Origin of the sequence: Helicobacter sp. MIT 21-1697 (assembly GCF_026241255.1) — a bacterium.
In the GTDB taxonomy this organism is placed as follows: Bacteria; Campylobacterota; Campylobacteria; order Campylobacterales; family Helicobacteraceae; genus Helicobacter_C.
Genome location: NZ_JAPHNC010000010.1, coordinates 35,571 through 61,796, shown reverse-complemented (window position 1 = coordinate 61,796; position 26,226 = coordinate 35,571). Strand labels below are relative to the sequence as shown.

Below are 26,226 nucleotides of genomic sequence, written 5' to 3'. Positions count from 1 at the left end.
ACTATCAATCTGCTACTTTATAGCTACCCCAATAATACCCACCAGTGGGATATAAACTAGTAGGAGTAAAGATTCTTACTTTGCCGCTATCTTCTCCCTCTTTACTATATGCAAGATACATATCAAGTGTTGTATATTCGTTTTTTAGCTTTAAATATATAATAAATTCTGCATCACCAGTGCTCTTGTATCGTGTGCGTATCCTTATGTGTGGTCATAAAGACATAATCAATACAATCGCCTAATGGCGTATGATTTTGTATGTGAAAATCAAAGCCCCAAAATCCAAATTTATCAAGCAAGGTAAGCAATTGCGGATTTTGAATATTGTTATCATCAGTGGGCTCAAGTGAGGGCTGTTCCATAGATTTTTGGGTGGATTCTAAATATCTCTCTTGTATATCGCTTTTATTCTCACAACCAAAAAAAGAAAATACACCACAAAAAAACTGCGGCTTTCAATCTATTCATTCTCAACTTGCTTATTAAGATTGATTCGCGCTTGGGCAGGCAAGATTTCAACGAATCTATCCATATCAAAGCTAATGCCCTCTGCCTTTGCCTCTTTAATCAACGCGACTGCTTCGTGCATATTATAAGGGCTTCCACCCTGATAGGGCTCAAACACTTTATTAATAATAGCAAGTGCATAAGCATTTTGCTTCACCTCATCAGCGGCAGCGTGGGGCATAGTAATATAAGCAGTGGTTTGTATAAGCACTTCATCAAATTTCCAATAATCAAATAAGAATCCCAAAAACGAGAGATGGTCTAACCCGCAAAATTCACTCTCTACAGAGCTAATATCGGCAAAATTGCTTTCTTTGAGTGAAGAGAGAAATGCTTTGTCCTTGCCGCTTTGAATAAGCGTATTAGCAAATAAAATCATTCCCAAACGCAAAAGCATAGCACAAGGTGCGAGTAATTGAGAGAGTTTTTTATCCGTTTCGCGAAACCACTCTGAAATAAAATCTGCCTCTTTGGCACTATTGCCCAAAAAATCTTGTGTATCTAATCCATAGGGCGAGACATCAATCTTAAAACCACTGCGTAAAGAATTTGCAATAGCAACATTTTTGACACTACTCACCCCAAGCAGTGATACAACTTGATTGAGTGTAGAGATTTCACGCGAAAATCCATAATAAGGCGAGTTTGCCAAACGGAGCAAATCCCCTGTCAAAAGCGGGTCTTTGGAAATAATATCTACCACGCCTTGCACCTGCACATCTTCGCCAGCAGAATCTATATACCGCTGTAATTTCATTACTGTTTCAGGCAAAGGGGGCAGATTATCAATCGTTTGAAGCAAGAGTTCATTCATTCCAAGTCCTTACCTTAAAAATAAAGGCTATATGTTAGCACGCATTCTTTGTGAAATTATATCAAAATCCTTATAAAATGATGTGAATTTTATTTAAAATTTGCCAAATATAGCAAAATATAAATTTTATCACTCAAATTATTTATCTTGCACCCTTAAGGGCTTTAGCAATAAGTTCTAAAGGGTGGGCAAAGCGCACTTTAGAATCTATTTGTGTCAAAGCATTATCAAGCTGCATACGACAAGCACCACATTCAGCGCTTACAATGTGTGCTCCACTAGATTCTATCATATCTGCCTTTGCCTCCCCTGCTTTAAGTGTGAGAGCATAATGCGAACTTTGCATACTAATCCCTCCAAAACCACAACATCTTGCAGAATCACTCATCTCTTTTAAGACAAAACTTTTTCCTAAAAGTGCGCGTGGCTCTTTAAAAATACCAAGCACTTTACGCGCGTGGCAAGGGTCGTGATAAGTAATGCTCTCTTGTGCAAAAGTGTCTGGCAGTATGCGTTGCAATGGCGTGTGATGATAAAGCCACGAGCTTGCCATATCAATTTTTGGCAAAAGCTTTTGAAGTCGCTTTACATATTCACTATTGCTCCTATCAGCACTCAATGCGTGAATCCAATCTTTTTTAATCATTGCCGCACAAGTTGCCTCCGGGATAATCATCGCATCAATACTCTCCCAAAAACTCTCAAAATATTCAATATTTTTTTTTGCCAAATACACCACGCTGTGTATATCGCCTGTAAAAAATGCAGGTGCGCCACAACACTCCTGTAAATGTGGCACAAATGCCTTAATGCCAAGATGACTTAGAATCTCAAGCAAACTTTTGCCTACATTTACATAATTATAATTACTCAAGCAGCCAATAAAAATCGCTACTCTATTATGTTTGAGGGCATTTGGTGGGGGATTTTGATTACTTGGGGTAATCTCACCTTGATAAGTTTGTAAAAACGACTTTCGCCATAGAGGGAATACAGAGCGCTTTGCCATTGCCCCTTTGTGATTCTTAAAAAGCTTAAAGCGACTAATCCACCGCCCATTCTCTTCCTTAAAAGCGCAGGGCATAACAAAGTGCATCAATGAAAACACAAAATCCGCTATCTTGCGATGACGAAGCAGAAAAAAATAGGCTCTCTTATACCACGCAATCCCATATTTTTGGGCAATATCTACGCGCACAGATTCTATTGCCACATCAACGGGCAGACTTGAGGGACAATGCGTAACGCAAGTCGTGCATAAAAAGCAAGATTCAAAAATATCGCGGCTTTGTGAATCTAGCTCTATATCGCCGCGTTTATAAGCTCCAAGCAAATCTAAAAAACCGCGTGGCGAAGTAACTTCATCACGATTTACCATATAAATAGTGCAATGTGGGATACATTTTCCACATTTCACACACGCATTCGCCACATTTTGCAAATCAAGCACTATTGCCTCCTAAATAGTCTTGCTAAAACGTTTTGTATCGCTATGCGCACAAAGATAGGCATCAAAAGCCATAGCAATATTGCGGATAAGCATACCACCTGTTGGAGAAGTGCTAATACCTTGAGGTGTAAGCTGCACTAAGCCTATTTCCTCGTATTCACGCAAAGATTCTAGCTCGGGGGCAAAATGTGCTTTAAAATCAATGCCAAATTTAGATTCTATATCTGAAAAATCAAGGCAAAGATTATTCATAAGCCCCATAATCACTTCTTTACGCAAAATATCCTCATCTGTAAGCTTTACGCCTCGCTCCACAGGCAATCTCCCATTATCAAGCGCACTCTCATACGCATTCATATCTTTATAATTTTGCGAATAATAATCTAATCCCTCACTTATGCTTGTAAGTCCAATACCAATAGTTTGCGAGAATCCACGCGTAGTGTAGCCTTGAAAATTGCGGCGAAGCTGGTTGTGTTGCTTAGCAAGATAGAGTTCATCGCTTTTTTTAGCAAAATGATCCATTCCAATCATCGCATAATCTTGCTTTTGCAAAAAACTTATCGTATTTTTGAGAATCTCTAATTTTTGCGCAGGAGAGGGGAGTGTAGTTTCATCAATTTTGCGCATTGTTTTTTTCATCCACGGCAAATGAGCATAATTAAAAATAGCCAATCTATCAGGACTTAATTGCACAACCTTTTCAAGTGTGCGGGCAAAAGTTTGCTCATTTTGAAAAGGCAGTCCATAAATAAGGTCAAAATTAACAGAATTAATGCCAAATTCACGCGCAAGAGTAATGGCGGCACTTACTAATTCCACGCTTTGTTTTCTATGCACAGCCTCTTGCACCTTTTCCTCAAAATCTTGCACACCAAAACTTAAGCGATTAAATCCATTCTCTTTTAATACTGCCATTTGCTCTCTGACAAAAAAGCGCGGGTCAATCTCGCAGCTTATTTCTGCAGTGGGTGAAAAACGCGTGAAAGTGCCACGAATAATACTGATAATCTCTTGGAGTTCCTTAGCATTAAAAAAAGTAGGTGTGCCGCCACCAAAATGAAATTGCACAACTTCGCGCGTAGTATCCATATATCGTGCCAAAAGCGCAATTTCTTTTTTGAAATACTCAATATAACGTTGCTTTTTTTCCTCTTTGCTTGTATAAACCACATTGCAACCACAATAATAACACGCAGAGCGACAAAAAGGCAAATGCACATAAATTGAAAATGGCAAGTTTGGCATAGAATCTGCCCGAGAGAGTGCCTGAATGTAGGCTTGCTCATTCCAAGATTCTTTAAATTCTACTGCTGTGGGATAACTCGTGTAGCGAGGACCCGATTTTGAATACTTTACAAATGCCCCAAAATCAATTTTTTCATTTGCACTACTCAATGTCTTTACTCCTCTTATTTGGATTTGCGCAAATAATCAATATCAAAAAACAAATTAGGATAACGCTTTTTAATGTCTTTAGCAAGAGTAGTTGTATTAACCTCTGGCAAATTTCCATCATTTAAGCGCAAAGATTCTAAAGCATTTTTTGCCACTGCCATTGCATCATCAAAGTCAATAGGCATTTGTGAGACAATATCTTTTTCTAATCTCATCACAAGCTTTTCTTCTTGGATATTTTTGATATGTGAGAGGAGCTGAACAAATAATTTTTGAGGAAATACGACATATTCTTCACCCTGCTCATCTTGCAAAAACCACAAATCCTCCTTTGAAAACCCTCCACTTTCCATAGCTAGAAGCATTGTGTTATCCTCAAGTTTGCGCAAAATACCAAGATTCTCGCCTGATTGCCATTTTTCTTGTTCTGATATTTTCATATTTACTCCACACTCATAAGCGGAATCTGATTTATACGCGCAAGATAAAGCATAATACCTTTTTGCGCGTGAAGACGATTCTGGGCTTCTTGGAATACTCTACTTTGTGCGCCCTCAAGCACGGCTTCACTCACCTCTTGTCCTCTATATGCAGGAAGACAATGCAAAAAAATAGCATCTTTTTGCGCATAACTCATCATAGATTCATCTACACAAAAGTGGGCAAAAGCATACTTGCGCTCTTCTTTTTGCTCTTCTTGTCCCATTGATGCCCAAGTATCAGTAACTACGACATTTGCACCACTTACTGCCTCCTGTGCATTATCTGTAAGTGTAATCACGCCTCCGCTTTGGGCGCATATATGCTGTGCTTTTGTGATAATATCTGCCTTTGGCGCATATTGTGCAGGTGAAGCAATATGCAATTCAAAACCAAGAATTGCCGCAAGATTAATCCACGAATGCGCCATATTATTGCCATCGCCAATGTAAGCTACAATAGGCTTTCTACCCTCTTGTCCTCCTTGAGGATAAAGAGGATTGCTATGCTGAAGATAAATACCACATTCCACCATTGTAAGATAATCCGCAATAAGCTGCACAGGGTGAAAATCATCGCTTAAACCATTAATAACAGGCACAGATGAATACTCTGCAAACTCTTCTAATCTACTATGCTCGCCTGTCCTCATCATTATCATATCCACCATTGAGCTAATCACTCGTGCAGTATCTTTGATAGGTTCGCCACGCCCAAGCTGTATGTCCTTATGAGAGAGAAATATGCCCTGTCCGCCTAATTGAAATATCCCACTCTCAAAGCTTACTCGTGTGCGCGTAGAACTTTTTTCAAAAATCATCGCCAAAACTTTACCCTTAAGATAGGGTTTGTTACCAATATGCAAAGATTCATATTTAAGTTCTAGGGCAACATCAATCATTGCTAGAAGTTCATCTCTGTTAAAATCATTCAGAGTGAGAAAATGTTTCATCTGCTTACCTTGTGCGATTTGAGTAAAACCGCGATTATACCCAAAAAATAGCAAAGATTGCTTTAATGCATTATGGATTTTGAGGGATATAATCTTCAACGCCTATAGTGATATTCAGTGTAATATTTTTAAAAAGCACTTTGTTTTTACTTCGTTCATAATAAAATTCTTGTCCGCCGCGCACAAACCATTGCACAAATGCACCATTGTTGCCCACGCGCTTTCCATCGCCATCAAAAATATCTCGTGCGCTTACAATATCACTAAATAAATTAGGGTAACTCACTTCACCAAATAATGCACGTGCTGCTATCCATTTAGAAGTGCATTCTTTGCCCATACATACTTCTTTTTTTGTGATAACAATCTTCCCAACAGGCTTACCAAGCTTATAAAGCTCAATCGTAAGATCCTTATTTGATTTATTATATTTCAATGAAGCAAAATCATAAAACTTTACACGTGGAGTATCAATAAGAAGAATTTTAAACTTTGTGGGTTCTAAAACCGGTGGTTCATTGGGATTAATATCAGGATTTTGCAAACCCTCAAACCACGCACAAGAAGCGAGGAAAAGAGGGAGCAGCACAAGAGAAGTGCCTAAAAGTATTCGCTTAAAAATGCCAAATATCACGCTCATTATGTGCCTTAGCATTTATATATACTAGGCTCGTGCGTTAGAAAGAATCCTGTGCCAGATTCTACCATCAAGCTTTAACTCCATATTGACTTGACACAAGCCATCTTTATACACGGTTTCAAGCACTTCAGCGTTCCGAATAAGAGCTTGCACTTTTGTTTTTATCGTTGAACTTTGGAGCATCATATCACGCACCGTATCCTGTGCATTCACTCTAATACCATACATTTTTTCACCAATTTGACGATACGCATCTACAATCGCTGCTCTTTTTGCCATAGCAAAAGCTTGTGAGGGAGAGAGAGAGTTTTCAGGAGAGACGCCTATCCCAACCGCACTCAAAGTAATTTCATTCTCTGGTGTAAGCATTGGAGAGTTGGGAATATTATTGCTCCCTCCTCTTCCGATGTATTCGTCATCTCTATCAAATTTTGGCTCAAGATTACCTTTGTTGAGACCGGGCACTTCAACCTTTTCTACTACAAGAGTGTTGATTTTAGGATTTTTAGAAAGTAGGTTAGGATTAGTATTATATCCGGGCATTGGTGGATAAGTAGGTGCTTGGATAGGCGAATATGCAGGCTGATTGCTTGCACTTGGCGGGATTAATCCATTATTCGCTCCACCTGATCCATCGCCAACATTAAACAAATCTCCGCATCCACTCAATGCAAACACAGCAAAACTTGCAATGATTGAACCTTTAAGCAAATTACTTTTCATATTCAGTCCTTTGAATTAAATTTTACAGACTAGAAGCAAGTAGTGTTCCATTATTATTTATATGTGATTTGAGCTCAAAGATTCTAACCATTGTTTGAATGCAAGGCGACATCTTTTGGGAAATCCATAAATTCTAGGAAAATGATAACAAATACGATATTTTCCTTTTATGTAGGGCAAAAATGGTGCTAAATCTTGCTTATTAAAGCCTAGCTCTTGCGTGTAGCCTACAAATTGCAAAGATCGCATTAACCTTTTAGCTATATCTAGGCAAGTACGATGATAATACTCCCTCAATACATCATCACTACTCTCCAACAAAGCTTGCTTAAAAAAGTCCAAAGTAATAAAGTAGCTATATGTAATTTTTATCCATTTATCTCTTTGTAATTGCCCACGCATAGTGGAATTGGGAGAAAATACATAATTATATATCTGCTTGTGGCTTATATACAGAGTTTTACATCGTAATACTGCTTGCGTGCAAAAAGCGATGTCCTCATAGATAATGTGCGGGATAAAAGAAAGATTGTTTTCAAATGCCACAGAGGCTTTGCAGACAAACCCTCCTATTGTCGTTATAATACGATACCCTCCAAGTGCTACAATCAAATCTTTTGGAGTATATAAACCTGCAAGATTGAGGGGAAATATTGTGTAATCAAATTTTACACGCGCATAAGTATCAGACTTTCTAGCGGCAATAACACTATACACTAGCACATCAACGCTCTCTTGCCTCAATATATCATAACTATGCGCCAAAGCATCAGATTCTAAATAATCATCAGAATCTAAAAAGACAATATAATGCGCTAGATGAGAATCTTTTAAGCCAAGTGGGGGGGGGGTAGAGTAGAGATAAGTTCTCTTACACATTCTAATCCCCTATTGCGCGCTACTGCTTGCCCTTGATTGTCTTGAGATAAAAGAGTAAAGCGATTATCACTTTTTGCATATTCATTAATGATAGCATTGCTTGAATCCGTGCTACCATCATTGATTAAAATTGCTCTCCATTGCGTATAGCTCTGCGCAAGGAGTGAATCTAGGCATTTTCTTAAGTAATGCTCTACATTAAAAATAGGCACGATGATATAAAACATTATTTCACTTCCCACCTAATACCTCCTCCCACAAGGGCATAATGGCTTGCTTACTCAATCTTTGTGTTACTCTTATCTTTGCTGCCTCACCTAGAGTTTTGCGCTTAGATTCATCACTCATTAATTCTATGAGTTTATCTGCAAAACCTTGTAAATCATTATCTTGCACAAGAAAGCCGGTTTTAGAATCTTCTATAATCTCACTTGGACCTGTTTTAATATCAAAGGCAATAGGGCATAATCCAAAGGAACAAGATTCCAAAAGCACCATAGGAAATCCCTCATAATGACTGCTCATTGCATAAATACTTGCATTGAGGTATTCAGATTCTATATTTTGAGTGAAGGGTTTTAAAAGTATAGAATCTTGTAGATTCTTTTCTTTAATTTTAGATTCTATTTGTGTTTTCATCTCGCCTTCACCCACAATGATAAGCTGCCAAGAATGTAATGGGGGGGGGGGCATAGATGATTGCAGTCTCTTTTGCGCTAAAGCCCAAATATCAATGAGGCGCAAGAAGCCCTTTTGGTCGCCCCTATCCATTCGCCCAACTGATAAGATTCTCTTTTGTGTAGTATCTGTGCTTTTGGTAGGGAGAGCAGGTAAAAAATTAGGAATGACTTTGACATTATTGCGATAGCTCTGCCATAGAGAAAGTTCTTTGGCAGAGAGGATAATGAGGGTGTGAAAAAAATTATTTCGTCTATTATATACGCCAAAATTTAAATGAATAAGCCTTATATATCGCGCCCATTTGTGTTTGATAAAAGGTATATAAGTGCTATCATTTGCAATAATGCTATCAAAGTGTGCGTAAGTGCGATATACCCGCAAGCTAAGCATAAATTTATAGGCATTTTTATAATAAATTTTGGAGAGCTTATTGCGGCACATTTGCTCTCGCAAGGTAGATTCTGAAATATTATGCCAAAAGTGAAGTTTTATATTTTCATCTATGTGATAAGGCAAAGTCTCATTTGTCTGATAAAAACTTAGAATCTCAACATTGTGTCCTTTTTCACTTAAAGCATTAGCAAGATTCACAACAACTCGTTCAGCCCCACCTGTAATGCTTATATCACCGATTGTGAGTAGGATTTTCTTCATATATATACCTATATATACCTATGAACAAGAGCTAAATATAGGGCGAAAAATAAGAAAAAGGTTTTACCAATAGAGCCACCTATTCCATAGAATATGATACCAGCACAAAATAAGCTCAATGTAATTTCTTGATTATAAGTTTTTATAAGATTTATTAAGCGCAAAGTTGCTCCTTTATAGCATATATTTAAGAAGTATAGATTAAGTTCAAAGATAAGAGTAGATTCTAGCATATATGAAATTAAGAGTCTTTTAATATTAATTAATTCTTATCACAAGTATTGATTATCGTGCAAAAGCGGATTATAAATTCGTAAGGTAAAAGAAGTGTTCCCTATCCCTGCATTGACCTACATTCCCACACCTGAAAGATGCAGTATCATCGGCGAAGAGAAGCTTAACTGCCAGGTTCGGAATGGAGCTGGGTGTTGCCTCCTCTCTATAAACACAAGAAAAAGGGAAATAAAGACAAGACAATTTGTCCTTATTTCCATTTTTCTATTATGTTGTTATTGCCAAAGCCTTTAATAGCAATTTATAGAATCTTAAATGCTTGTAAAGATTCTATCCTACAATCACACTTTATTCTTATTGAATCTTTGCTTAAAGCAAAAGTGCTATACACTCAATAAGGCAGTATCTTAAAAGAAAAGCCAAGCGGTCTATTAGTAGTAGTCAGCTAAACACATTACTATGCTTACACATCTACCCTATCAAGCAGCTAGTCTTGCTGCGACCTTCAGGGAAAGTTTATCTTGGAGTTGGCTTCCCGCTTAGATGCTTTCAGCGGTTATCACATCCACGCGTAGCTACCCAGCGATGCTCTTGGCAGAACAACTGGTACACCAGTGGCGTGTCCATCCCGGTCCTCTCGTACTAGGGACAGCTCTCCTCAACTTTCCTACGCCCACGGCAGATAGGGACCGAACTGTCTCACGACGTTCTGAACCCAGCTCGCGTACCGCTTTAAATGGCGAACAGCCATACCCTTGGGACCTGCTCCAGCCCCAGGATGCGATGAGCCGACATCGAGGTGCCAAACCTCCCCGTCGATGTGAGCTCTTGGGGGAGATCAGCCTGTTATCCCCGGGGTACCTTTTATCCTTTGAGCGATGACCCTTCCACACAGAATCACCGGATCACTATGACCGACTTTCGTCTCTGCTTGACTTGTTTGTCTTACAGTCAGGCTGGCTTATGCCATTACACTCTTCTTGCGATTTCCAACCGCAATGAGCCAACCTTTGCAAGCCTCCGTTACTTTTTAGGAGGCGACCGCCCCAGTCAAACTACCCACCAGGCATTGTCCTACTTGAGGATAACTCAAGCTAGTTAGCAGACAGAAACATTAAGGGTGGTATCTCAACGATGGCTCCATCTCCACCAGAGTGAAGACTTCAAAGCCTCCCACCTATCCTGCGCATAATGCTCCCATCGGCAGTGCCAAGCTGTAGTAAAGGTCCACGGGGTCTTTCCGTCTTGCCGCGGGTAGGAGGAATTTTCACCTCCACTACAATTTCACTGAATCCCTGGTTGAGACAGCTCCCATCTCGTTACGCCATTCATGCAGGTCGGTATTTAACCGACAAGGAATTTCGCTACCTTAGGACCGTTATAGTTACGGCCGCCGTTTACTCGGGCTTCAATTCAAAGCTTCGCCTTGCGGCTAACTAATCCTCTTAACCTTCGAGCACCGGGCAGGCGTCACACCTTATACTTCCTCTTACGAGTTTGCAAAGTGCTGTGTTTTTGGTAAACAGTCGGGAGGGACTCTTTGCTGAGACCACATTGCTGTGGCACACCTTATTGCGAACTTACGGTGCTAGTTTGCAGAGTTCCTTAACCAGAGTTCTTTCACGCGCCTTAGAATACTCATCTCATCTACCTGTGTCGGTTTGCGGTACGGGCAACATAAGCTAAACTTAGAGGCTTTTCTTGGCACGACGGCATCAATGGCACTCCAATTAAGCCGAAGCTCGCTTGAAGCTATTGGAGTTTCGAATACAGAGGCGGATTTTCCATTCCTCCAATCTACGCTCTTAAATTAGCATTTCCATCAGCTAACGCCATTTAGCCCTATGCGTCCCCCCATCGCGCACTTATGTTGGTATGGGAATATTAACCCATTTTCCATCGACTACCCCTTTCGGACTTGTCTTAGGACCCGACTAACCCTACGATGACGAGCATCGCGTAGGAAACCTTAGACTTTCGGCGAAGTGGATTCTCACCACTTTTATCGCTACTCATTCCTGCATGCTCACTTCGCATCGCTCCAGCACTCCTTGCCGGTATGCCTTCAACGCTGATACGAACGCTCTTCTACCACTGTGCATCAGCACAATCTACAACTTCGGTGTCTATCTTAGCCCCGTTATATTTTCTGCGCAAAATCACTAGACCAGTGAGCTGTTACGCTTTCTTTAAAGGATGGCTGCTTCTAAGCCAACCTCCTGGTTGTCTAAGTAACTTCACATCATTTTCCACTTAGAATAGAACTTTGGGACCTTAGTTGGTAGTCTGGGTTGTTCCCCTTTTGACGATTGATTTTATCACCCACCGCCTGACTCCCAAGATACGGCAATAGGTATTCGTAGTTTGACAGGGGTTGGTACCGCGGTGAGCAGCCCTAGCCCAATCAGAGCTCTACCCCCTATTACTATCACTTGAGGCTATACCTAAATATATTTCGAAGAGAACCAGCTATCACCAAGTTTGTTTGGCCTTTCACCCCTATCCACAGCTCATCCCAACCCGTTTCAATGGGTACGAGTTCAGTCCTCCACGAGCTATTACACTCGCTTCAACTTGGCCATGGATAGATCACTTGGCTTCGGGTCTGCAGCATCTGACTAAACGCCCTTTCAGACTCGCTTTCGCTACGGCTTCGCGTTTGCTTAACCTTGCCAGATACCACAACTCGCAGGATCATTATGCAAAAGGCAGTCCATCACCCTGATAAATCATAGGGCTCTGAATGATTGTAGGCAGATGGTTTCAGGTTCTATTTCACTCCGCTCACTGCGGTTCTTTTCACCTTTCCCTCACGGTACTTGTTCGCTATCGGTGTGATAGTAGTATTTAGGGTTGGAGAGTGGTCTCCCCTGCTTCAGTCCGGGTTTCACGTGCCCTGACCTACTCTGGATACTGCTACCTATGAATAACCTTCGCATACGGGATTATCACCCTCTGTGATGTATTTTTCCAAATACTTCTGCTCAATTATTCAAGTGGATATTGCAGTCCTCAACCCCAGTAGCAAGCTACTGGTTTGCCCTCTTCCCCGTTCGCTCGCCGCTACTAGGAGAATCTCGTTTGATTTCTTTTCCTCTAGCTACTGAGATGTTTCACTTCGCTAGGTTCGCTCCATTAAAAGGTAATACCTATCTCTAGGTATTGGGTTGCCCCATTCGGAAATCTATGGGTCAAAGCTTCTTGACAGCTCTCCATAGCTTATCGCAGTCTAGTACGTCCTTCATCGCCTCTATCACCCAAGGCATCCACCATCTGCCCTTAAAAGCTTTTACTTCTAAGGATACTGCCTTATTGAATGTATTATATTCAATAAAACAATATATCGCGTAATTGTAGTTAATTACTATTTAGGCTATTAACAATAAATTTTCAAATAACATTTAGACTAAAAGTCTAATGCAAAGATATAAGACTATAAGCCTTGCATTAAACTTTTATTCAGTGGTGGAGAATAGCGGGATCGAACCGCTGACCTCCTGCGTGCAAAGCAGGCGCTCTCCCAGCTGAGCTAATTCCCCTTAAGATGATATTGAATTATAGAATCTATTTTCTATAATTAATTCAATAACTTGATAATTTTAAACGCAATTATTTTTTAATTATTTTGGAAGCTGTTAAAAAGTTTTTGAAAGGAGTTACCTAAAGGTAATAACCGAAAAAACTTTGAAAACTCTTTCAAAAGAATAAAAAAGAATTTCGTTTGGTGGGCTTAGGAGGACTTGAACCTCCGACCTCACCCTTATCAGGGGTGCGCTCTAACCACCTGAGCTATAAGCCCCTAAAGCCTGCTATTTCAAGCGATACTATTTGGAGATCTCTGAAAACTAAGCAAGTCCATTAAGTTTATCTTTTCTATTCATATAAGCTGTGGTTTAAGATAAATAAATATCTTAAACGCATCTCTAGAAAGGAGGTGATCCAACCGCAGGTTCACCTACGGTTACCTTGTTACGACTTCACCCCAGTCGCTGCATCCGCCGTGGGCGGTAACCAATTTAGTATCCCGACTTAAGGCGAATACAACTCCCATGGTGTGACGGGCGGTGAGTACAAGACCCGGGAACGTATTCACCGCAACATTGCTGATTTGCGATTACTAGCGATTCCAGCTTTATGTAGTCGAGTTGCAGACTACAATCCGAACTGAGAGACGTTTTTGAGATTTGCTCCACCTCGCGATATTGCTCCTCTTTGTGCGCCCCATTGTAGCACGTGTGTAGCCCTAGGCGTAAGGGCCATGATGACTTGACGTCGTCCTCACCTTCCTCCTCCTTACGAAGGCAGTCTCCTTAGAGTGCTCAGCCGAACTGCTAGCAACTAAGGACGAGGGTTGCGCTCGTTGCGGGACTTAACCCAACATCTCACGACACGAGCTGACGACAGCCGTGCAGCACCTGTTTTCAAGCTCCCCGAAGGGCACTCCACTATCTCTAGTAGATTCTATCAATGTCAAGCCTAGGTAAGGTTCTTCGCGTATCTTCGAATTAAACCACATGCTCCACCGCTTGTGCGGGTCCCCGTCTATTCCTTTGAGTTTTAATCTTGCGACCGTACTCCCCAGGCGGGATGCTTAATGCGTTAGCTGCATTACTGCCCTGACTAGCAAGGCAACAACTAGCATCCATCGTTTAGGGCGTGGACTACCAGGGTATCTAATCCTGTTTGCTCCCCACGCTTTCGTGCATCAGCGTCAGTAATGTTCCAGCAGGTCGCCTTCGCAATGAGTATTCCTCTTGATCTCTACGGATTTTACCCCTACACCAAGAATTCCACCTACCTCTCCCACACTCCAGAGTAACAGTTTCAAATGCAGTTCTGTAGTTAAGCTACAGGATTTCACATCTGACTTATTACCCCGCCTACGCACTCTTTACGCCCAGTGATTCCGAGTAACGCTTGCACCCTCCGTATTACCGCGGCTGCTGGCACGGAGTTAGCCGGTGCTTATTCGTTAGATACCGTCATAATCTTCTCTAACAAAAGGAGTTTACAATCCTAAAACCTTCATCCTCCACGCGGCGTTGCTGCTTCAGGGTTTCCCCCATTGAGCAATATTCCCTACTGCTGCCTCCCGTAGGAGTCTGGACCGTGTCTCAGTTCCAGTGTGTCCGATCACCCTCTCAGGCCGGATACCCGTCATAGCCTTGGTGAGCCATTACCTCACCAACAAGCTGATAGGACATAGGCTGATCCTTTAGCGAAAAACTTTCCCCCGTAGGGAGTATCCAGTATTAATCACCGTTTCCAGTGGCTATCCCAGACTAAAGGGCACATAACCTATGCATTACTCACCCGTGCGCCACTAATCCACTTCTAGCAAGCTAGAAGATTCATCGTTCGACTTGCATGTATTAGGCACGCCGCCAGCGTTCACTCTGAGCCAGGATCAAACTCTCCATAAAAGTAAGGAGTTTGAGCCAAGATAAAAAATGACCCAAACTCTCCATAAAATGAAATAATGAAAGCCTGTGTCAAAGGAAACCAATGCCACAATCTCCATTAAGAAGTTTGTCCTTATCTCTTAGTGTTATTATCACAAAATCACAAAGACTAGATTGCACAGATTCTATGATTATCATAAAATCTCTGTGTCTCAAAGTCATAAATGAGTTGTATAAAAATGAACTAAGAAACTTAAGTCTGTTTTATATTTTTATATAAGAACATAAAAGCATCACTTAACTTTCTTGCTTAGATGTCAAAGATCATACCAAATACAAATCAATCAAAATAACTTTAAGCTTGATACCTTAAAAGCTAAATTATGATTATATTGATAAAGAACAACCATTTTGTAGAAAATCTTATCGCAGCTTTGTTGAGGCACTACCCTATGGATTTTAGATTCACAAAAAAACTAAAACTAAAACAGAGTGAAAAAACCTACCGAAGACAGAGACTAGAAGCTCAATCAAATGGGAGTGAGATATTACAAAATTAAAGCTTAAAATGGGCTGAAGAATTATAAATTTCTTTATAAGCTGATTTCCAACGTTTATGAAACCAAAACCAATCTTGCGGCTTAGCCCTGATTGCCGCTTCAATGACATTGGCTTGAGCTTGTGTAGCTTGGAGTATATCCGCCGAACTATCCTCGCTTTTTGCGCAATAAATTGGTGGATAGTATCGGACTTCAAAATTTTTATACCCCTCTCCTATGCTAATCATTATAGGCACGATACCCACACCAAAGCGCCGAGAGAGCACTGAAGCAATGGTTGTATGTGTCGCCCTCTTGCCAAAAAATTCCACCCATATACCCTCATCTTCAGAGATATTTTGATCCACCAAAATCCCTGCAAGCGGATTCTCTTTGCTATACAATTTCAACAAATGCTTGAATGCGCCTTTTTTGTCAATGAATTTTGCATTTTGGAGCTCGCGGCGCTCAATTATCATTTGATTGATAGAATCAAAAGCTGTCAATCTCCCTAAAGAAGCCATATTGCACCAAGGATAACGCGGCACTAACACATTTGCTATGGCTTCCCAATACCCATAATGCGCTGAAATCGCCACTGCACCCTTATCGTTGTGCAAAGTATCTAAAAGATAATGTTCATCAATAAAACGAAATCGCTGCGTGTGCTGCTCTAAAGGAATAAATGATACGCGTATCGTCTCTAAAAGCACAAAGGCAAAATTTTCATAGCAAGTTTTAATGATTGCGCGCTTTTGTTCCTCGCTCATCTGTGCGCCATATACAAAATCCAAATTCGCCCTAGCGTCCCTAAAGCGTCTCCTATCACAGATTCTCATTATCAATGCCAATGCTTTAATATGCCCCACAAAAAGCCAATGGGGCATTTTTGCCAAATAATAGCCCATACAATTTGCTATTACTTTTATCACGCCTTGAACAATCTTTGCTCTTAAACTCATTGTATATCCTTAATGTAACGAGTGAGAATGCACATTATTTTGTGCAATAAGCCGCTGCAAAAATCTCCTCTACACAAGCACAAATAGTGCTTGGCTGAATATTTGCAATAGAAAAATCATTTTTTGCATAGGAGGGATTCTCACTTCCACTTAAAAATCGGTTATTTTTTCCTTCAAGTGCAAAACGAGCTGCTGGTGTATTGCCATAAAGCGTTAAAGAATCTTTTTGCATAGCCCACGCCAAATGTGTTATGCCCGTATCTCCTCCAATAAGTAAATCTATTTTTTGTATTAATGCTTTAATCTCTCCTATATGAAGATGTGGAAGCACTATTACATTTTTTTGTGAAGCAAAATGCTCTTTAATCTTTTGTGCCTTGTTTGTGCTATGCCATAGTAAAAACACATTAAAATGTGGATTTGTCTCCAAAAGTTGTTGAATCACTTGAATAAATAAATGCAAGGGGTAAGTTTTAGCCTCCAAAGAGGATTCAAGCACGAGTAAAATATTCTTAGAATCTTTGTCAGTTTGCAATGTTCTAAAAATTTCTAACACACGCTCATTATCTACCTCACTCACACCAAAAGCTTGAGCGCGATTATGATAATACATACGATTTGTTTCATCTATATCTTTAGCCCCTAGTGCAGTGCAAACAAGTTTTAAATTACGCTCTAAGATATGCTGCTCATAAGGAATATGCACTTTATGCGTATAAATAAGACTTGCTAAAGGTTCTTTTATAGAATCCCACGCAAATCCCCAATATTGCTTACTCTTTAGCACACTTCCACATAATGCTGATTTGATTAATCCTTGCATATCAATGAGTATATCATAAGCAGGAAGTGCCTTTAGATTCTTAATGATAGTAGGCAAAGCATTTATACCGCCTTTTTTAAGATTGATTTCAATGAGATGATGAATACAAGGACTATGGCGCAACACTTCACCAAAAGTGCTATCTACAATCCAATCAATCTCCACGCCTTGAGGATAGGTTTCCTCTAAATGTTTTTTTACAAAAGGCAATACACTTGCGCCCACAATCACATCGCCAAGGCTAGAAAGTCGCACGATTGCTATTTTCATTTTCGCACCCACGCTTGAGAATCCTTAACTATACTTTAATAAATTCAATTTGCAATGGCTCTGGCTTATGGAGCTTATTGATATTTTCTTTGGCAAGATACAAATCAGCTATGGTGTAGATTCGTAAAGTTTTGGGCTTCACATATTCATAGCGGATTTGCATATTACCCTCGCTACGACAGAGATTTTCAGCAAGTGCGAGCATAAAACTCAACCACTGCAAACTCAAAAGCTTAGGCATCATATCGCTTATATGCCTAATGCTCTCATCTTGGGGAATCTTCTTGCCACTATATTCTACAAGCAAACAAATACTCATTCGCTCTGTGTGTGAAAATCCATACTCTAGGGCATTAAGCAAAAAATATGAGCCGTGATATTCTGCATTATAAAAATTAAGAATCCGCCCAATGCTTGAAAGATACGAGGCAATATGAAGCAATTTCTTACACTGCTCATCAAGCTTATGCAAGGGAAAAAGTGCATCAAAAATTTTTAAAGATTCTCTGCGCGTCATTTCGGCATATTTTTTATCAAGCATAAATCTATCTTCAATGCAGTTAATAGAGGGATTAATCCCTTTGGGGAAGCTATTTTTATGTCCTCGTAACAAATCACTTAAAAACACGCCCTCTCTCACTCCTACACCGCTTGTAACAATCTCCTTAGCGCCAAAAAATGTCAAAAACATTTGGAGTATCAACGAACCACTGCGAATATTATCAATCCTATCTTGTGGCACACCCATAGAATCTAACTTATCTTCAGAAGCTTGGGAAATTTTCTCAAAAAATTTGATATTTTGCTCCACATTCACTTCATAGCCGTGCACTTCTTGGATAGGATACCTTTTGTATTTCATTATCATTTTAGAAAGTGCGCGTATCGTTCCGCCCACACCAAAAACACGATGATGTCTAAAATGTGAGGGCACATTTGCAAGCTGCGCTTGTATAAATGCTCTTGCTCCCTCAATATTATTTTTTTTATCAAAAAATAATTCTTTAAGGCGAATTGTGCCAATATCAAGCGAAATCAAGTCAATAATTTTGCCATCTTGTATCAAGGCGCACTCTGTGCTTCCTCCTCCTATATCCATTGTGATTCCATCTTTATAGTGAGAGAGATTGGCACACGCTATGCCACCATAAAGTGCCTCCTTTTTGCCATCAATGACTTTAATAGAGACGCCACATTCCTTTTTTGCCCTATCAAGTAACACCTTTGCATTCGGCGCATCACGCAAAGCAGAAGTTGCTACACAAAAAATCTTGCGAGATTTATGCGCTTTAGCAATTTGCACAAACTCTTTGAGCGCATAAATTGCCCTATCCATAGGGATTTGCCCCAAAACACCGCCAGATTCATAACAGCCCTCTGAAATTCTCACTTTGCTTTTGGTTTCATAAATCAAATGAAAAGCAAAGCGCGAAGTGCGGCGATAAATCGCCATTCTCGCAGAGTTTGAACCAATATCAATGACGGTTGTAATTTTTGCCATCACTCTCCCTTTTGGAGCATTTCAAACTTATATTTGAGCTCTTCCATATTCTCTATGTTATCAGGGTCCGGCATAATCGCATCAACAGGACACACACTCAAACAACTTGGTTCATCATAGCTCCCTACACATTCTGTGCATATATCAGGATCAATGCTATAAATAGGGTCGCCCTCTTCAATCGCACCATTAGGACACTCTTCTGCACACGCATCACACGCAATACATTCATTATTAATCATCAAAGCCATACAAAACCCCCGAAAGATAAATTTATGAAATTAAAAAAGCAAACTTTTTATCTAAAGATTCCTTAAAAAATTATTTAACTTAAACATTTTCTGATTGAATCCACATATCCACTCCATATTCATCAGGATAATCTGTGGCAATTACCTGCGTATTTGGCACAAGGCTTAAAAGCTCTACAAAAGCATCTTGTGGGATAAAAAGCATACTTGCTCCACTAAAAATTGCCATTTTGAGCTCATCTTTATTGCGCACCCCAATAAATGGCTCAAAGCTAAGCCGCCTTGCAAAGACAAGCAATTTACTCAAACTCTTAGCCGATAAAGGTTGGGCAGGGATAAGAAGTGTATCTGCCCCAAAAAGAGCAGATTCTAAAATCTGATATTCATCTAAAAAAATATCGCTATGAATAATCGGAAGCCTGCTGTGGCGGCGCAAAAGAGCAATAGATTCCAAAGGCGAGGATAAAGTATGAGAATCTCCCATAACTTCACACAAATCAAGCATATAGGCTTGAAAATGCCCGAGTATCTCCATTTGCTCCTCAAGTGTATAAGCTCTCTGAATGGGCTCAAGCGCGTCAATAGAAAAACTTGTAGATTCTATATATACTCTTTGGGCGATTTTTGGAGGTTTCCCGCTTTCGCGCACAAAGAATGAACGCTCTATACGAGGCATAAAAGGACTATATGCCAATGTCCGCCCCAAGGTATCAAAATCTATGAGTGCTTTACGCGCCTTTAAACTTTGCAAAGCACATTCAATAGCAGTCGCCGAAAAAGCGGAGGATAAAGGCATATAAGCTCCTTAAAGAGAGTTTAAAGTGTGTGTTTCATAATTATACATTTATAAAGTTTGATTTCTTATGAAATAAGCATTAAGTAAATATTTAGCGGGGGGGGGGATAATAATAATCTTAAAATTTTATAGTTGGACTTGAGGCATTATTTTGGATATAAAAAGTTGGAGGGCTTTATGCGCAAGGAAACTAAAGAACGTATTTTGTTAATATTAGCTGTGATTCTCATCTGTACTATGGGCTTTGTTGGGATTTTGATGCAAGATGATTCTATTATTTATATTCTCGCTCCTGTGCCTCTGATAGTAACATTGATAATGTATCTTTATACCAAACAAAAAACTCTGTGTCAAAATTGTGGTAAAAGCTTTGGGCAAAAATTAGTAGAAACAGATACGCGCTCTAAATACACCGTTTCGTGGCAAAAAAAAGATTCTAGTGGGATATTGCACACAGAGGTATTTCAAATCGGAGAGGAAAAAGACTACTTCCTTTGCAAACATTGTGGTTTTATCAGCTTTAAAACAAAGCGATACAAAACAAGAATTGATTAAAAAGCTGAAGATTCTTAAATATTATAAACATTTTACTACAATACACTTTTGTATGCTTTAAATTGATAAAGGGATTCAATGCCTATAAAATGTGCCATTATCGGCTATGGATATTGGGGACGCAATGTCGCAAAAGCAATCGTGCAATGCTCTAATTTTGAGCTTATCACTATCTATGATGAGGAGCATAATGCGCTCAATGAAGCGCACAAATCCTATGACTTTAGCCCATATCCTAGCTATGAGGCAATTCTATCAGATACACAAATCCAAGCAGTTTTTATTATCACACCTCCTCATACACACTTCAGCCTCGCTAAACGCGCTTTAGAATCTGCTAAGCATACCTTTGTAGAAAAACCTCTCACAACTAACTCCGCTCAAGCTCAAATCCTTTATGATGTGGCAGATTCTAAAAATGTGAGACTCTATTGCGACCATATTTTTTTGCATTCTCCTGCGATAAACTATCTTAAAGAACATATTGCAAGTTTTGGGGAGATTGTTTATATCAATGCTCGGCGCATTAATCTCGGACTATTTCAAAGCAATGTTGATGTGATTTGGGATTTAGCAATTCACGATTTGAGCATTATTGATTATCTCGTGGGACTTCATATCAAAGAGGTTTCCACCTTTGCAACGACATATCTCTGCTATCCTAATGATGCTTTGGCAAATATCAATATGAAGCTTGAAAATGGTATTATCATCACGCTTAATCTCTCGTGGCTTAGCCCTATTAAAGTGCGTGAGATGATAATTGGTGGGAGCAAAAAAACAGCAATTTATGATGAAACAAAACACAATAAAATCACACTTTTTAACACAGGCGTGGTGATAAAAGATGAATTTGACAAAACAAGCCTCTATCAAAAAATGGTAGAATACAAATTAAGCAAAGAGATTATACCAAAACTCCCTAAAACTATGGCACTTGATAATTCTATTGCCCATTTTAGTGAATATATCCTCAATCAAGATTGTATAGAAAAATCAAAATGTGATAAAGAGCATATACTGCGTGTTATTAAGGCTATTGAGATGATTCAGGAAGCGCGGATTGCTCCACCACACTAAAACTCATCTGTAAAATTTCTTTATGCGATTTGATATAGGCATTGAGTTCCTCAAGTGTAAGCGTTTTAATCAATTCTAGCTCTTTTTTATGATTATCTAGGGGCAAATCTCTAAAATAATTGACAAATTTTGCACCAAGTCGTTGAGAGAGGCTCTCTTCGCGAAGTGGCTCACTACCAAGCAAAAATGCCTTGGCAGCAGCAAGCTCTTGCTCACTTGCCCCTTGTGCAATAAAGTCATTCACCACCTCTTTCACCACCTCTATTGCCTTATCTTTATTTTCAAGCTTTGTTTGTAAATATCCACTTGCATAATCCACTGCCCCACCAACACTTATTTTCATATATGCGGAATACGCAAGTCCTCTTTTCACGCGCACTTCTTCCATCATACGCGAACCAAAGCCCGAACCACCAAGTATGAAGCTCATCACACGCGCCATATAATTTTGATGAGAATCTTTAACATCAAAAGGTGAGCCAAAATATATAAAAGCTTGTTGTGTAGGTTTTTGCACATTTATAGAATCTGCATTGTGCGAGGCTTTAAAGTGTAGCTTTTCCTTACTCTCCCCCACAGGCAATACACCAAGAGCGGAGGCGAGCTTTGTCTTTAATTGCTCCTCTTGCATATCACCCCCTGCAATGATAATAAGCCGCTTTAACACAAGATTGCGTTTTAAAAACACCTCCACATCTTCAAGCGTGATAGATTCTATACTCTGCTTATCTCCAAGTAATGGCACTGCCATAGGTGTGTCTTTAAAAAGCATTGTATTGAGATTCCTCTGTGCTACATTATCAAAATCATCTTCTTGGCTGACAAGTCTGCTAAGAATCAGAGATTTCACTTTCTCAAATGCGGTAAGCGTAAGATTTGGGTCATAAAGAAGCTCTTGCAAAAGTGAAAAACTCTCATCTTCAAACTCTTTGAGATAAGAGAGTTCAAAGCTTAAAGTTTGCAATCCTACGCTTGCATATAAACCTATGGCTTTTTGTTCTAGTTTTCGCGCAAAATCCACACTTCCAAGCGTTTTTGTGCCTTCATTGAGCATTTTAGCACTTAAAGCACCAAGTCCGGCTTTTTGTGCATCAGCTCTGCCACCGATAAATACTAACTGCACATCACCCACAGGCAGATTCTTGCTTTGCTCAAATATCAGCGGCACACTTACGCCATTTATTTCCACTGCACTCACCCTTGCCTCTTGCGCATTCATACTACCTCCTAAACACATACATATTATAAAAATAATGTTCCATTTTTTCATCAAAATCGCTCCAAAATCTCATACGCTGTGTTGCGTTTGGCTGGAGATTCACCAATATCCCTAATAAGCTCAATCATCTCTTGAGCATTCATAGAATTACACACACCCGCAGAGGAAACCACATTCTCCTCCATCATTGTGCTGCCTAAATCATTTGCGCCAAAAAGCAAAGCAAGCTGCCCAATATATGAGCCTTGCGTTACCCAAGAGCTTTGGATATTGACAAAATTATCAAGATAGATTCTACTACACGCTAAAAGGCGCAGATACCTATTTGATGAGGCTTTATGAATATGTGGAAATTCTTTTTGCAAAGGCGTATTATCAGGCTGAAAACTCCACATAATAAACGCTCTAAATCCACCAAACTCATCTTGAAGTTGCCTTAGGCAATCCCAATGCGCTACAATATCCTCATCATTCTCCACGCTACCAAACATCATTGTAGCTGTGGTTTTCATACCTATACGATGGGCTTCTCTATGCACTTCAAGCCATTCTTGTGTATCAAGCTTTTTTGGCGCTATTTTATCGCGCACCCTATCACTTAAGATTTCAGCACCCGCTCCGGGAATAGAAGACAATCCTGCTTTTTGGAGTCGCAAAAGCACCTCTGGGATAGAGATTTTAGAGACCTTAGCAATATAATTTATCTCAATAGCAGAAAATCCGTGAATAGTAATCATAGGATATTTTTGCGCGATATGACTCACAAGCTCTTCATACCACTCAATTTTAAGCTTTGGATGTACGCCGCCTTGAAAGAGAATCTGTGTGCCACCAATGGCTAAAAGCTCATCAATTTTTTTATCAATCTCTTCAAAACTTAAAATATATACGCCCTCCTCGCCTAATCTACGCTTAAACGCACAAAACTTGCAATCTACCCAACAAATATTCGTATAGTTAATGTTCCTATCCACAACAAAGGTTGTAGTCTTGCTCGGGTGGAGAATAGACTTAATTTCACTTGCCCTCGCCCCTAACTCGCGCAAAGATGCATTGCGCATTAAATCCAAAATTTCTGCATTACTCACGCGTTTTATAGTATTTACATCTTTAGAATCTTTGAGGGAATGCTCTACTACATCTGTCATCACTGCTCCTTTTGTGCAAAATTAGAATCTCGTGCCCATAGTAAATTCAAATGATGATGTTCTATCACCGGGTTGAGGATTAATGGGTTGAGGGAATACAATTACAATGGGTCCAAAAGGACTTATCCATTCTACTGCTGCGCCCCACGAAGCACGTGTCGTTTCATTCAAACTCTGTGTGCCTATCATACCATAATCAGCAAAAAAAGCTAAACGCATTTGGGCTTTTTCCAAAATACCATAGCTTAACTCCACAGAATGCGTCATCATATAATTTCCACCAATACGAATTTGCCCGGTGGCATCTCTAGGTGTGAGTGAGCTGACTTGGTATCCTCTCACACTTGAAATACCGCCCATATAAAACTTTGAAGTAATGGGCACATAACCATTGTCTATAATTGCTCCTGCTTGGGTTTTATATCGTGCAATCAAATCAATTCCCATAAGCGATTTAAGATGATAATAAAGTGCCATTTTGCCATATAATTTCGTATATTCCTCATCTCCACCAAGTCCTGCATATTCCACATACGCCGAAATTATTGCCCCATTTTTAGGGAAATAATAATCATCAGTGTTGTCAAAGTAAAGACTTGGGCTAATAGCAGATTTGAGCGGTCTATCAACTTTAAGATATGGCTTATAAAGCTCTGCATAATCTGCATTGTAAAAATCACGAATCCTTGTCGTAGAAAGCGTATATCCAAGCGAAGCACGCAAAGTATTTGTGAGCAATCGCCCACCTGTAATTGATGCTCCTGTGGTTTGCTCCCTATAATCCCAATTCCAATACAAAGAATGAAATACACTAAAAGAAGTGCTGTATTTAGAATCAAGCACACGAGGATTGCTTAGGGTGAGATTAACAAGTTGTCGGCGATAGCTCCAATCTGCATACAACTGCCCACTCTGCCCTGTTCCAAAGAGATTTCGCTCCCTTATGGAAGCATTCACCATTAATTTATCATAACTTCCATAGCCTAATCCAAACATAAGCTCACCTGTGCGCGCTTCCTCAACGCTCACAAGCAAATCTACAGAATCCTCACTCACCCTGCGTTCATCAATTTTAACCTTACCAAAATAGCCTAATCTTTTGAGTGCATTTTCAGATTCTTTTAAATCTGAAAGACTATAAGTATCGCCGGGTGCTAGAAGAATCTCACGTCGTATGATTCTATCTGCCGTGCGAGAATTGCCAGAAATGAGCACATCATTAATTTTTACCTTTTGTCCTATCTGTATCAAATAAAGCACCTTTACTTCAGCATTCTGTGGGTCTTTATCCAAATCCGGATTTACACGCGCAAAAGCATAGCCTAAATCTGCAATCTTTTGTCGGATACTCTCCACATCTGCGCGCACTTCTTCAATATTAAAATACGCGCCCTTTTTAACTTTAAGAACTTTGCGCAATTGCTTTTCTTCAATCACAGGCACGTGTAAAATAATCTTAATCTCTGATACTTTATAACGTTCCCCCTCTTTGATTTTATAATATAAATTTGCACTATAATCATTAAAATTTGCATCTAAAAAAGCTTGAGAGACATTTGCATCTAAAAACCCTTTGCGCATATAGGCATCTTGGATTCTTGGACTATCATATTCTAAGTCTGCAAGCTTAAGTTTCCCATCATTGCGTCCCCAAAGCCACCCCATAAACTGCTTTGCCCTATTCGCACTTAGTTCTTCAACCTCACTTACCTTGAGTTTCTCTCTACCATCATATTGTGCTTTTTTAATAATAATATTTTCACCTTGATTTACATTAAAGGTAATCGCATATGCTTTATCATCGCCTATTTGCTTTATGTCTGCCTCTACCACCGTGCCATAATAGCCTTGATATTCTAAAATTGTGCGTATAACAAGTTTAGCACGATTGAGCTTAGTCTCATCATAGCTATCACCCTTTTTTATGCCAATTTGCGAATACAATGTCTCTTTTTCCTGTTCGCTTCCATAACCTTTTATTTCAACACTCGCAATCTTGGGCTTTTGTTTAAAGTGAAAAGTAAGGATTCCACCATTAAAATCTGCGTAAATATCCTCAAAATATCCTTGTGAATAAAGTGAGACTATTGCTTTATCTACTTTTGCGACATTTAAGCTTTCGCCTACTTTGATACCTACGATTTCATCAGCCAACACATTTGAAATTGAACTCAAACCTTCATATTTAATTGCACTAATATCCTTAGCATACATAACATTGCAAAACAAAAGAATACAAGCGCAACAAATTTTTTTCATTTAAGT

The 26,226-nt window shown here is 39.6% G+C and carries 22 protein-coding genes, 2 tRNA genes and 3 rRNA genes; 3 read left to right on the top strand and 24 right to left on the bottom strand.

Annotated features, from left to right (window positions below; translation table 11 throughout):
* Positions 1 to 173 precede the first annotated feature (173 nt).
* The 16 genes from OQH61_RS08580 to OQH61_RS08505 all read right to left on the bottom strand — a co-directional run bounded on the left by OQH61_RS08580 (position 174) and on the right by OQH61_RS08505 (position 14,838).
* A complete protein-coding gene (locus OQH61_RS08580) occupies positions 174 to 365 on the bottom strand; it encodes a hypothetical protein (protein ID WP_266027013.1) in 192 nt (63 codons plus the stop codon).
* A gap of 98 nt (positions 366 to 463) precedes the next feature.
* On the bottom strand, positions 464 to 1,324 hold the full coding sequence (locus OQH61_RS08575) for an HDOD domain-containing protein (RefSeq protein WP_266027012.1): 861 nt from the start codon (positions 1,322 to 1,324) through the stop codon (positions 464 to 466).
* A gap of 142 nt (positions 1,325 to 1,466) precedes the next feature.
* Entirely contained in the window at positions 1,467 to 2,774 is a 1,308-nt protein-coding gene (locus OQH61_RS08570) for a (Fe-S)-binding protein (protein ID WP_266027011.1), read from the bottom strand.
* 9 nt (positions 2,775 to 2,783) lie between these two features.
* The gene (gene hemN / locus OQH61_RS08565; protein ID WP_266027010.1) at positions 2,784 to 4,172 is read right to left on the bottom strand and encodes an oxygen-independent coproporphyrinogen III oxidase; all 1,389 of its coding nucleotides are present in this window, start codon (positions 4,170 to 4,172) and stop codon (positions 2,784 to 2,786) included.
* Positions 4,173 to 4,186: 14 nt separating this feature from the next.
* Positions 4,187 to 4,612 (bottom strand): DUF2603 domain-containing protein, encoded by a 426-nt coding sequence (locus tag OQH61_RS08560; protein WP_266027009.1) that lies wholly within the window; start codon positions 4,610 to 4,612, stop codon positions 4,187 to 4,189.
* A gap of 2 nt (positions 4,613 to 4,614) precedes the next feature.
* Positions 4,615 to 5,604, bottom strand: coding sequence for an ornithine carbamoyltransferase (gene argF, locus OQH61_RS08555; RefSeq protein WP_266027008.1), 990 nt, complete (start codon positions 5,602 to 5,604; stop codon positions 4,615 to 4,617).
* A gap of 70 nt (positions 5,605 to 5,674) precedes the next feature.
* On the bottom strand, positions 5,675 to 6,244 hold the full coding sequence (locus OQH61_RS08550; protein WP_266027007.1) for a hypothetical protein: 570 nt from the start codon (positions 6,242 to 6,244) through the stop codon (positions 5,675 to 5,677).
* Between the two features lie 24 nt (positions 6,245 to 6,268).
* Entirely contained in the window at positions 6,269 to 6,967 is a 699-nt protein-coding gene (locus OQH61_RS08545) for an LPP20 family lipoprotein (RefSeq protein WP_266027006.1), read from the bottom strand.
* Between the two features lie 57 nt (positions 6,968 to 7,024).
* Complete coding sequence (locus OQH61_RS08540; RefSeq protein WP_266027005.1) at positions 7,025 to 7,846, bottom strand: hypothetical protein; 822 nt, start codon at positions 7,844 to 7,846, stop codon at positions 7,025 to 7,027.
* A complete protein-coding gene (locus OQH61_RS08535; RefSeq protein ID WP_266027004.1) occupies positions 7,798 to 8,088 on the bottom strand; it encodes a glycosyltransferase in 291 nt (96 codons plus the stop codon). Before OQH61_RS08535 ends, OQH61_RS08540 begins: the two co-directional genes overlap by 49 nt.
* Positions 8,078 to 9,181: a glycosyltransferase family 4 protein gene (locus tag OQH61_RS08530; protein ID WP_266027003.1), complete on the bottom strand. Its 1,104-nt coding sequence runs from the start codon at positions 9,179 to 9,181 to the stop codon at positions 8,078 to 8,080. Before OQH61_RS08530 ends, OQH61_RS08535 begins: the two co-directional genes overlap by 11 nt.
* 337 nt (positions 9,182 to 9,518) lie before the next feature.
* Positions 9,519 to 9,634 (bottom strand): 5S ribosomal RNA (rrf, locus tag OQH61_RS08525).
* 191 nt (positions 9,635 to 9,825) lie between these two features.
* Positions 9,826 to 12,708 (bottom strand): 23S ribosomal RNA (locus tag OQH61_RS08520).
* A 170-nt stretch (positions 12,709 to 12,878) separates the two neighbouring features.
* Positions 12,879 to 12,954, bottom strand: a tRNA-Ala gene (locus tag OQH61_RS08515).
* Positions 12,955 to 13,137: 183 nt separating this feature from the next.
* Positions 13,138 to 13,214 (bottom strand) — tRNA-Ile (locus OQH61_RS08510).
* A 128-nt stretch (positions 13,215 to 13,342) separates the two neighbouring features.
* Positions 13,343 to 14,838 (bottom strand): 16S ribosomal RNA (locus OQH61_RS08505).
* Together the 16S, 23S and 5S rRNA genes with 2 tRNA genes alongside form the textbook arrangement of a ribosomal RNA operon.
* Positions 14,839 to 14,920: 82 nt before the next feature.
* Between OQH61_RS08505 and OQH61_RS08500 the strand changes: the two genes are divergently transcribed.
* Entirely contained in the window at positions 14,921 to 15,097 is a 177-nt protein-coding gene (locus tag OQH61_RS08500; protein WP_266027002.1) for a hypothetical protein, read from the top strand.
* Positions 15,098 to 15,373: 276 nt separating this feature from the next.
* On the opposite strand, the gene OQH61_RS08495 is transcribed toward OQH61_RS08500, so the two are convergent.
* The 5 genes from OQH61_RS08495 to OQH61_RS08475 form a co-directional block, all read right to left on the bottom strand.
* Positions 15,374 to 16,318: a lipid A biosynthesis lauroyl acyltransferase gene (locus OQH61_RS08495; protein WP_266027001.1), complete on the bottom strand. Its 945-nt coding sequence runs from the start codon at positions 16,316 to 16,318 to the stop codon at positions 15,374 to 15,376.
* 34 nt (positions 16,319 to 16,352) lie between these two features.
* Entirely contained in the window at positions 16,353 to 17,411 is a 1,059-nt protein-coding gene (gene waaC / locus OQH61_RS08490) for a lipopolysaccharide heptosyltransferase I (protein WP_266027000.1), read from the bottom strand.
* 28 nt (positions 17,412 to 17,439) lie between these two features.
* Positions 17,440 to 18,912: a Ppx/GppA phosphatase family protein gene (locus tag OQH61_RS08485; protein WP_266026999.1), complete on the bottom strand. Its 1,473-nt coding sequence runs from the start codon at positions 18,910 to 18,912 to the stop codon at positions 17,440 to 17,442.
* Positions 18,912 to 19,163 carry a YfhL family 4Fe-4S dicluster ferredoxin gene (locus OQH61_RS08480; RefSeq protein WP_266026998.1) on the bottom strand — a complete coding sequence of 84 codons (252 nt, stop codon included), beginning with the start codon at positions 19,161 to 19,163 and terminating at the stop codon, positions 18,912 to 18,914. Before OQH61_RS08480 ends, OQH61_RS08485 begins: the two co-directional genes overlap by 1 nt.
* Before the next feature lie 79 nt (positions 19,164 to 19,242).
* Positions 19,243 to 19,959 carry an indole-3-glycerol phosphate synthase gene (locus tag OQH61_RS08475; RefSeq protein WP_266026997.1) on the bottom strand — a complete coding sequence of 239 codons (717 nt, stop codon included), beginning with the start codon at positions 19,957 to 19,959 and terminating at the stop codon, positions 19,243 to 19,245.
* 177 nt (positions 19,960 to 20,136) lie between these two features.
* Between OQH61_RS08475 and OQH61_RS08470 the strand changes: the two genes are divergently transcribed.
* Both OQH61_RS08470 and OQH61_RS08465 read left to right on the top strand, forming a co-directional pair.
* On the top strand, positions 20,137 to 20,514 hold the full coding sequence (locus OQH61_RS08470) for a hypothetical protein (RefSeq protein ID WP_266026996.1): 378 nt from the start codon (positions 20,137 to 20,139) through the stop codon (positions 20,512 to 20,514).
* 78 nt (positions 20,515 to 20,592) lie between these two features.
* Positions 20,593 to 21,594 carry a Gfo/Idh/MocA family protein gene (locus OQH61_RS08465; RefSeq protein WP_266026995.1) on the top strand — a complete coding sequence of 334 codons (1,002 nt, stop codon included), beginning with the start codon at positions 20,593 to 20,595 and terminating at the stop codon, positions 21,592 to 21,594.
* Here the strand turns inward: OQH61_RS08465 and OQH61_RS08460 are convergent.
* From OQH61_RS08460 to bamA, 3 genes are read right to left on the bottom strand one after another with little or no spacing between them, the layout of a single operon-like run.
* Positions 21,551 to 22,813: a M16 family metallopeptidase gene (locus tag OQH61_RS08460; RefSeq protein WP_266026994.1), complete on the bottom strand. Its 1,263-nt coding sequence runs from the start codon at positions 22,811 to 22,813 to the stop codon at positions 21,551 to 21,553. The genes OQH61_RS08465 and OQH61_RS08460 overlap by 44 nt on opposite strands.
* A 50-nt stretch (positions 22,814 to 22,863) precedes the next feature.
* Complete coding sequence (locus tag OQH61_RS08455; protein WP_266026993.1) at positions 22,864 to 23,961, bottom strand: dehypoxanthine futalosine cyclase; 1,098 nt, start codon at positions 23,959 to 23,961, stop codon at positions 22,864 to 22,866.
* 21 nt (positions 23,962 to 23,982) lie between these two features.
* A complete protein-coding gene (bamA, locus tag OQH61_RS08450) occupies positions 23,983 to 26,220 on the bottom strand; it encodes an outer membrane protein assembly factor BamA (protein ID WP_266026992.1) in 2,238 nt (745 codons plus the stop codon).
* Between the last annotated feature and the right edge of the window lie 6 nt (positions 26,221 to 26,226).

Excerpts from the sequence above, each read along its gene's own strand:
- OQH61_RS08580 (WP_266027013.1), bottom strand. The coding sequence starts at position 365 with ATGGAACAGCCCTCACTTGAGCCCACTGATGATAACAATATTCAAAAT.
- OQH61_RS08575 (WP_266027012.1), bottom strand. The coding sequence starts at position 1,324 with ATGAATGAACTCTTGCTTCAAACGATTGATAATCTGCCCCCTTTGCCT.
- OQH61_RS08560 (WP_266027009.1), bottom strand. The coding sequence starts at position 4,612 with ATGAAAATATCAGAACAAGAAAAATGGCAATCAGGCGAGAATCTTGGT.
- argF (WP_266027008.1), bottom strand. The coding sequence starts at position 5,604 with ATGAAACATTTTCTCACTCTGAATGATTTTAACAGAGATGAACTTCTA.
- OQH61_RS08550 (WP_266027007.1), bottom strand. The coding sequence starts at position 6,244 with ATGAGCGTGATATTTGGCATTTTTAAGCGAATACTTTTAGGCACTTCT.
- OQH61_RS08545 (WP_266027006.1), bottom strand. The coding sequence starts at position 6,967 with ATGAAAAGTAATTTGCTTAAAGGTTCAATCATTGCAAGTTTTGCTGTG.
- OQH61_RS08540 (WP_266027005.1), bottom strand. The coding sequence starts at position 7,846 with ATGTGTAAGAGAACTTATCTCTACTCTACCCCCCCCCCACTTGGCTTA.
- OQH61_RS08530 (WP_266027003.1), bottom strand. The coding sequence starts at position 9,181 with ATGAAGAAAATCCTACTCACAATCGGTGATATAAGCATTACAGGTGGG.
- OQH61_RS08500 (WP_266027002.1), top strand. The coding sequence starts at position 14,921 with ATGCCACAATCTCCATTAAGAAGTTTGTCCTTATCTCTTAGTGTTATT.
- OQH61_RS08495 (WP_266027001.1), bottom strand. The coding sequence starts at position 16,318 with ATGAGTTTAAGAGCAAAGATTGTTCAAGGCGTGATAAAAGTAATAGCA.
- waaC (WP_266027000.1), bottom strand. The coding sequence starts at position 17,411 with ATGAAAATAGCAATCGTGCGACTTTCTAGCCTTGGCGATGTGATTGTG.
- OQH61_RS08485 (WP_266026999.1), bottom strand. The coding sequence starts at position 18,912 with ATGGCAAAAATTACAACCGTCATTGATATTGGTTCAAACTCTGCGAGA.
- OQH61_RS08480 (WP_266026998.1), bottom strand. The coding sequence starts at position 19,163 with ATGGCTTTGATGATTAATAATGAATGTATTGCGTGTGATGCGTGTGCA.
- OQH61_RS08475 (WP_266026997.1), bottom strand. The coding sequence starts at position 19,959 with ATGCCTTTATCCTCCGCTTTTTCGGCGACTGCTATTGAATGTGCTTTG.
- OQH61_RS08470 (WP_266026996.1), top strand. The coding sequence starts at position 20,137 with ATGCGCAAGGAAACTAAAGAACGTATTTTGTTAATATTAGCTGTGATT.
- OQH61_RS08465 (WP_266026995.1), top strand. The coding sequence starts at position 20,593 with ATGCCTATAAAATGTGCCATTATCGGCTATGGATATTGGGGACGCAAT.
- OQH61_RS08460 (WP_266026994.1), bottom strand. The coding sequence starts at position 22,813 with ATGAATGCGCAAGAGGCAAGGGTGAGTGCAGTGGAAATAAATGGCGTA.
- OQH61_RS08455 (WP_266026993.1), bottom strand. The coding sequence starts at position 23,961 with ATGACAGATGTAGTAGAGCATTCCCTCAAAGATTCTAAAGATGTAAAT.
- bamA (WP_266026992.1), bottom strand. The coding sequence starts at position 26,220 with ATGAAAAAAATTTGTTGCGCTTGTATTCTTTTGTTTTGCAATGTTATG.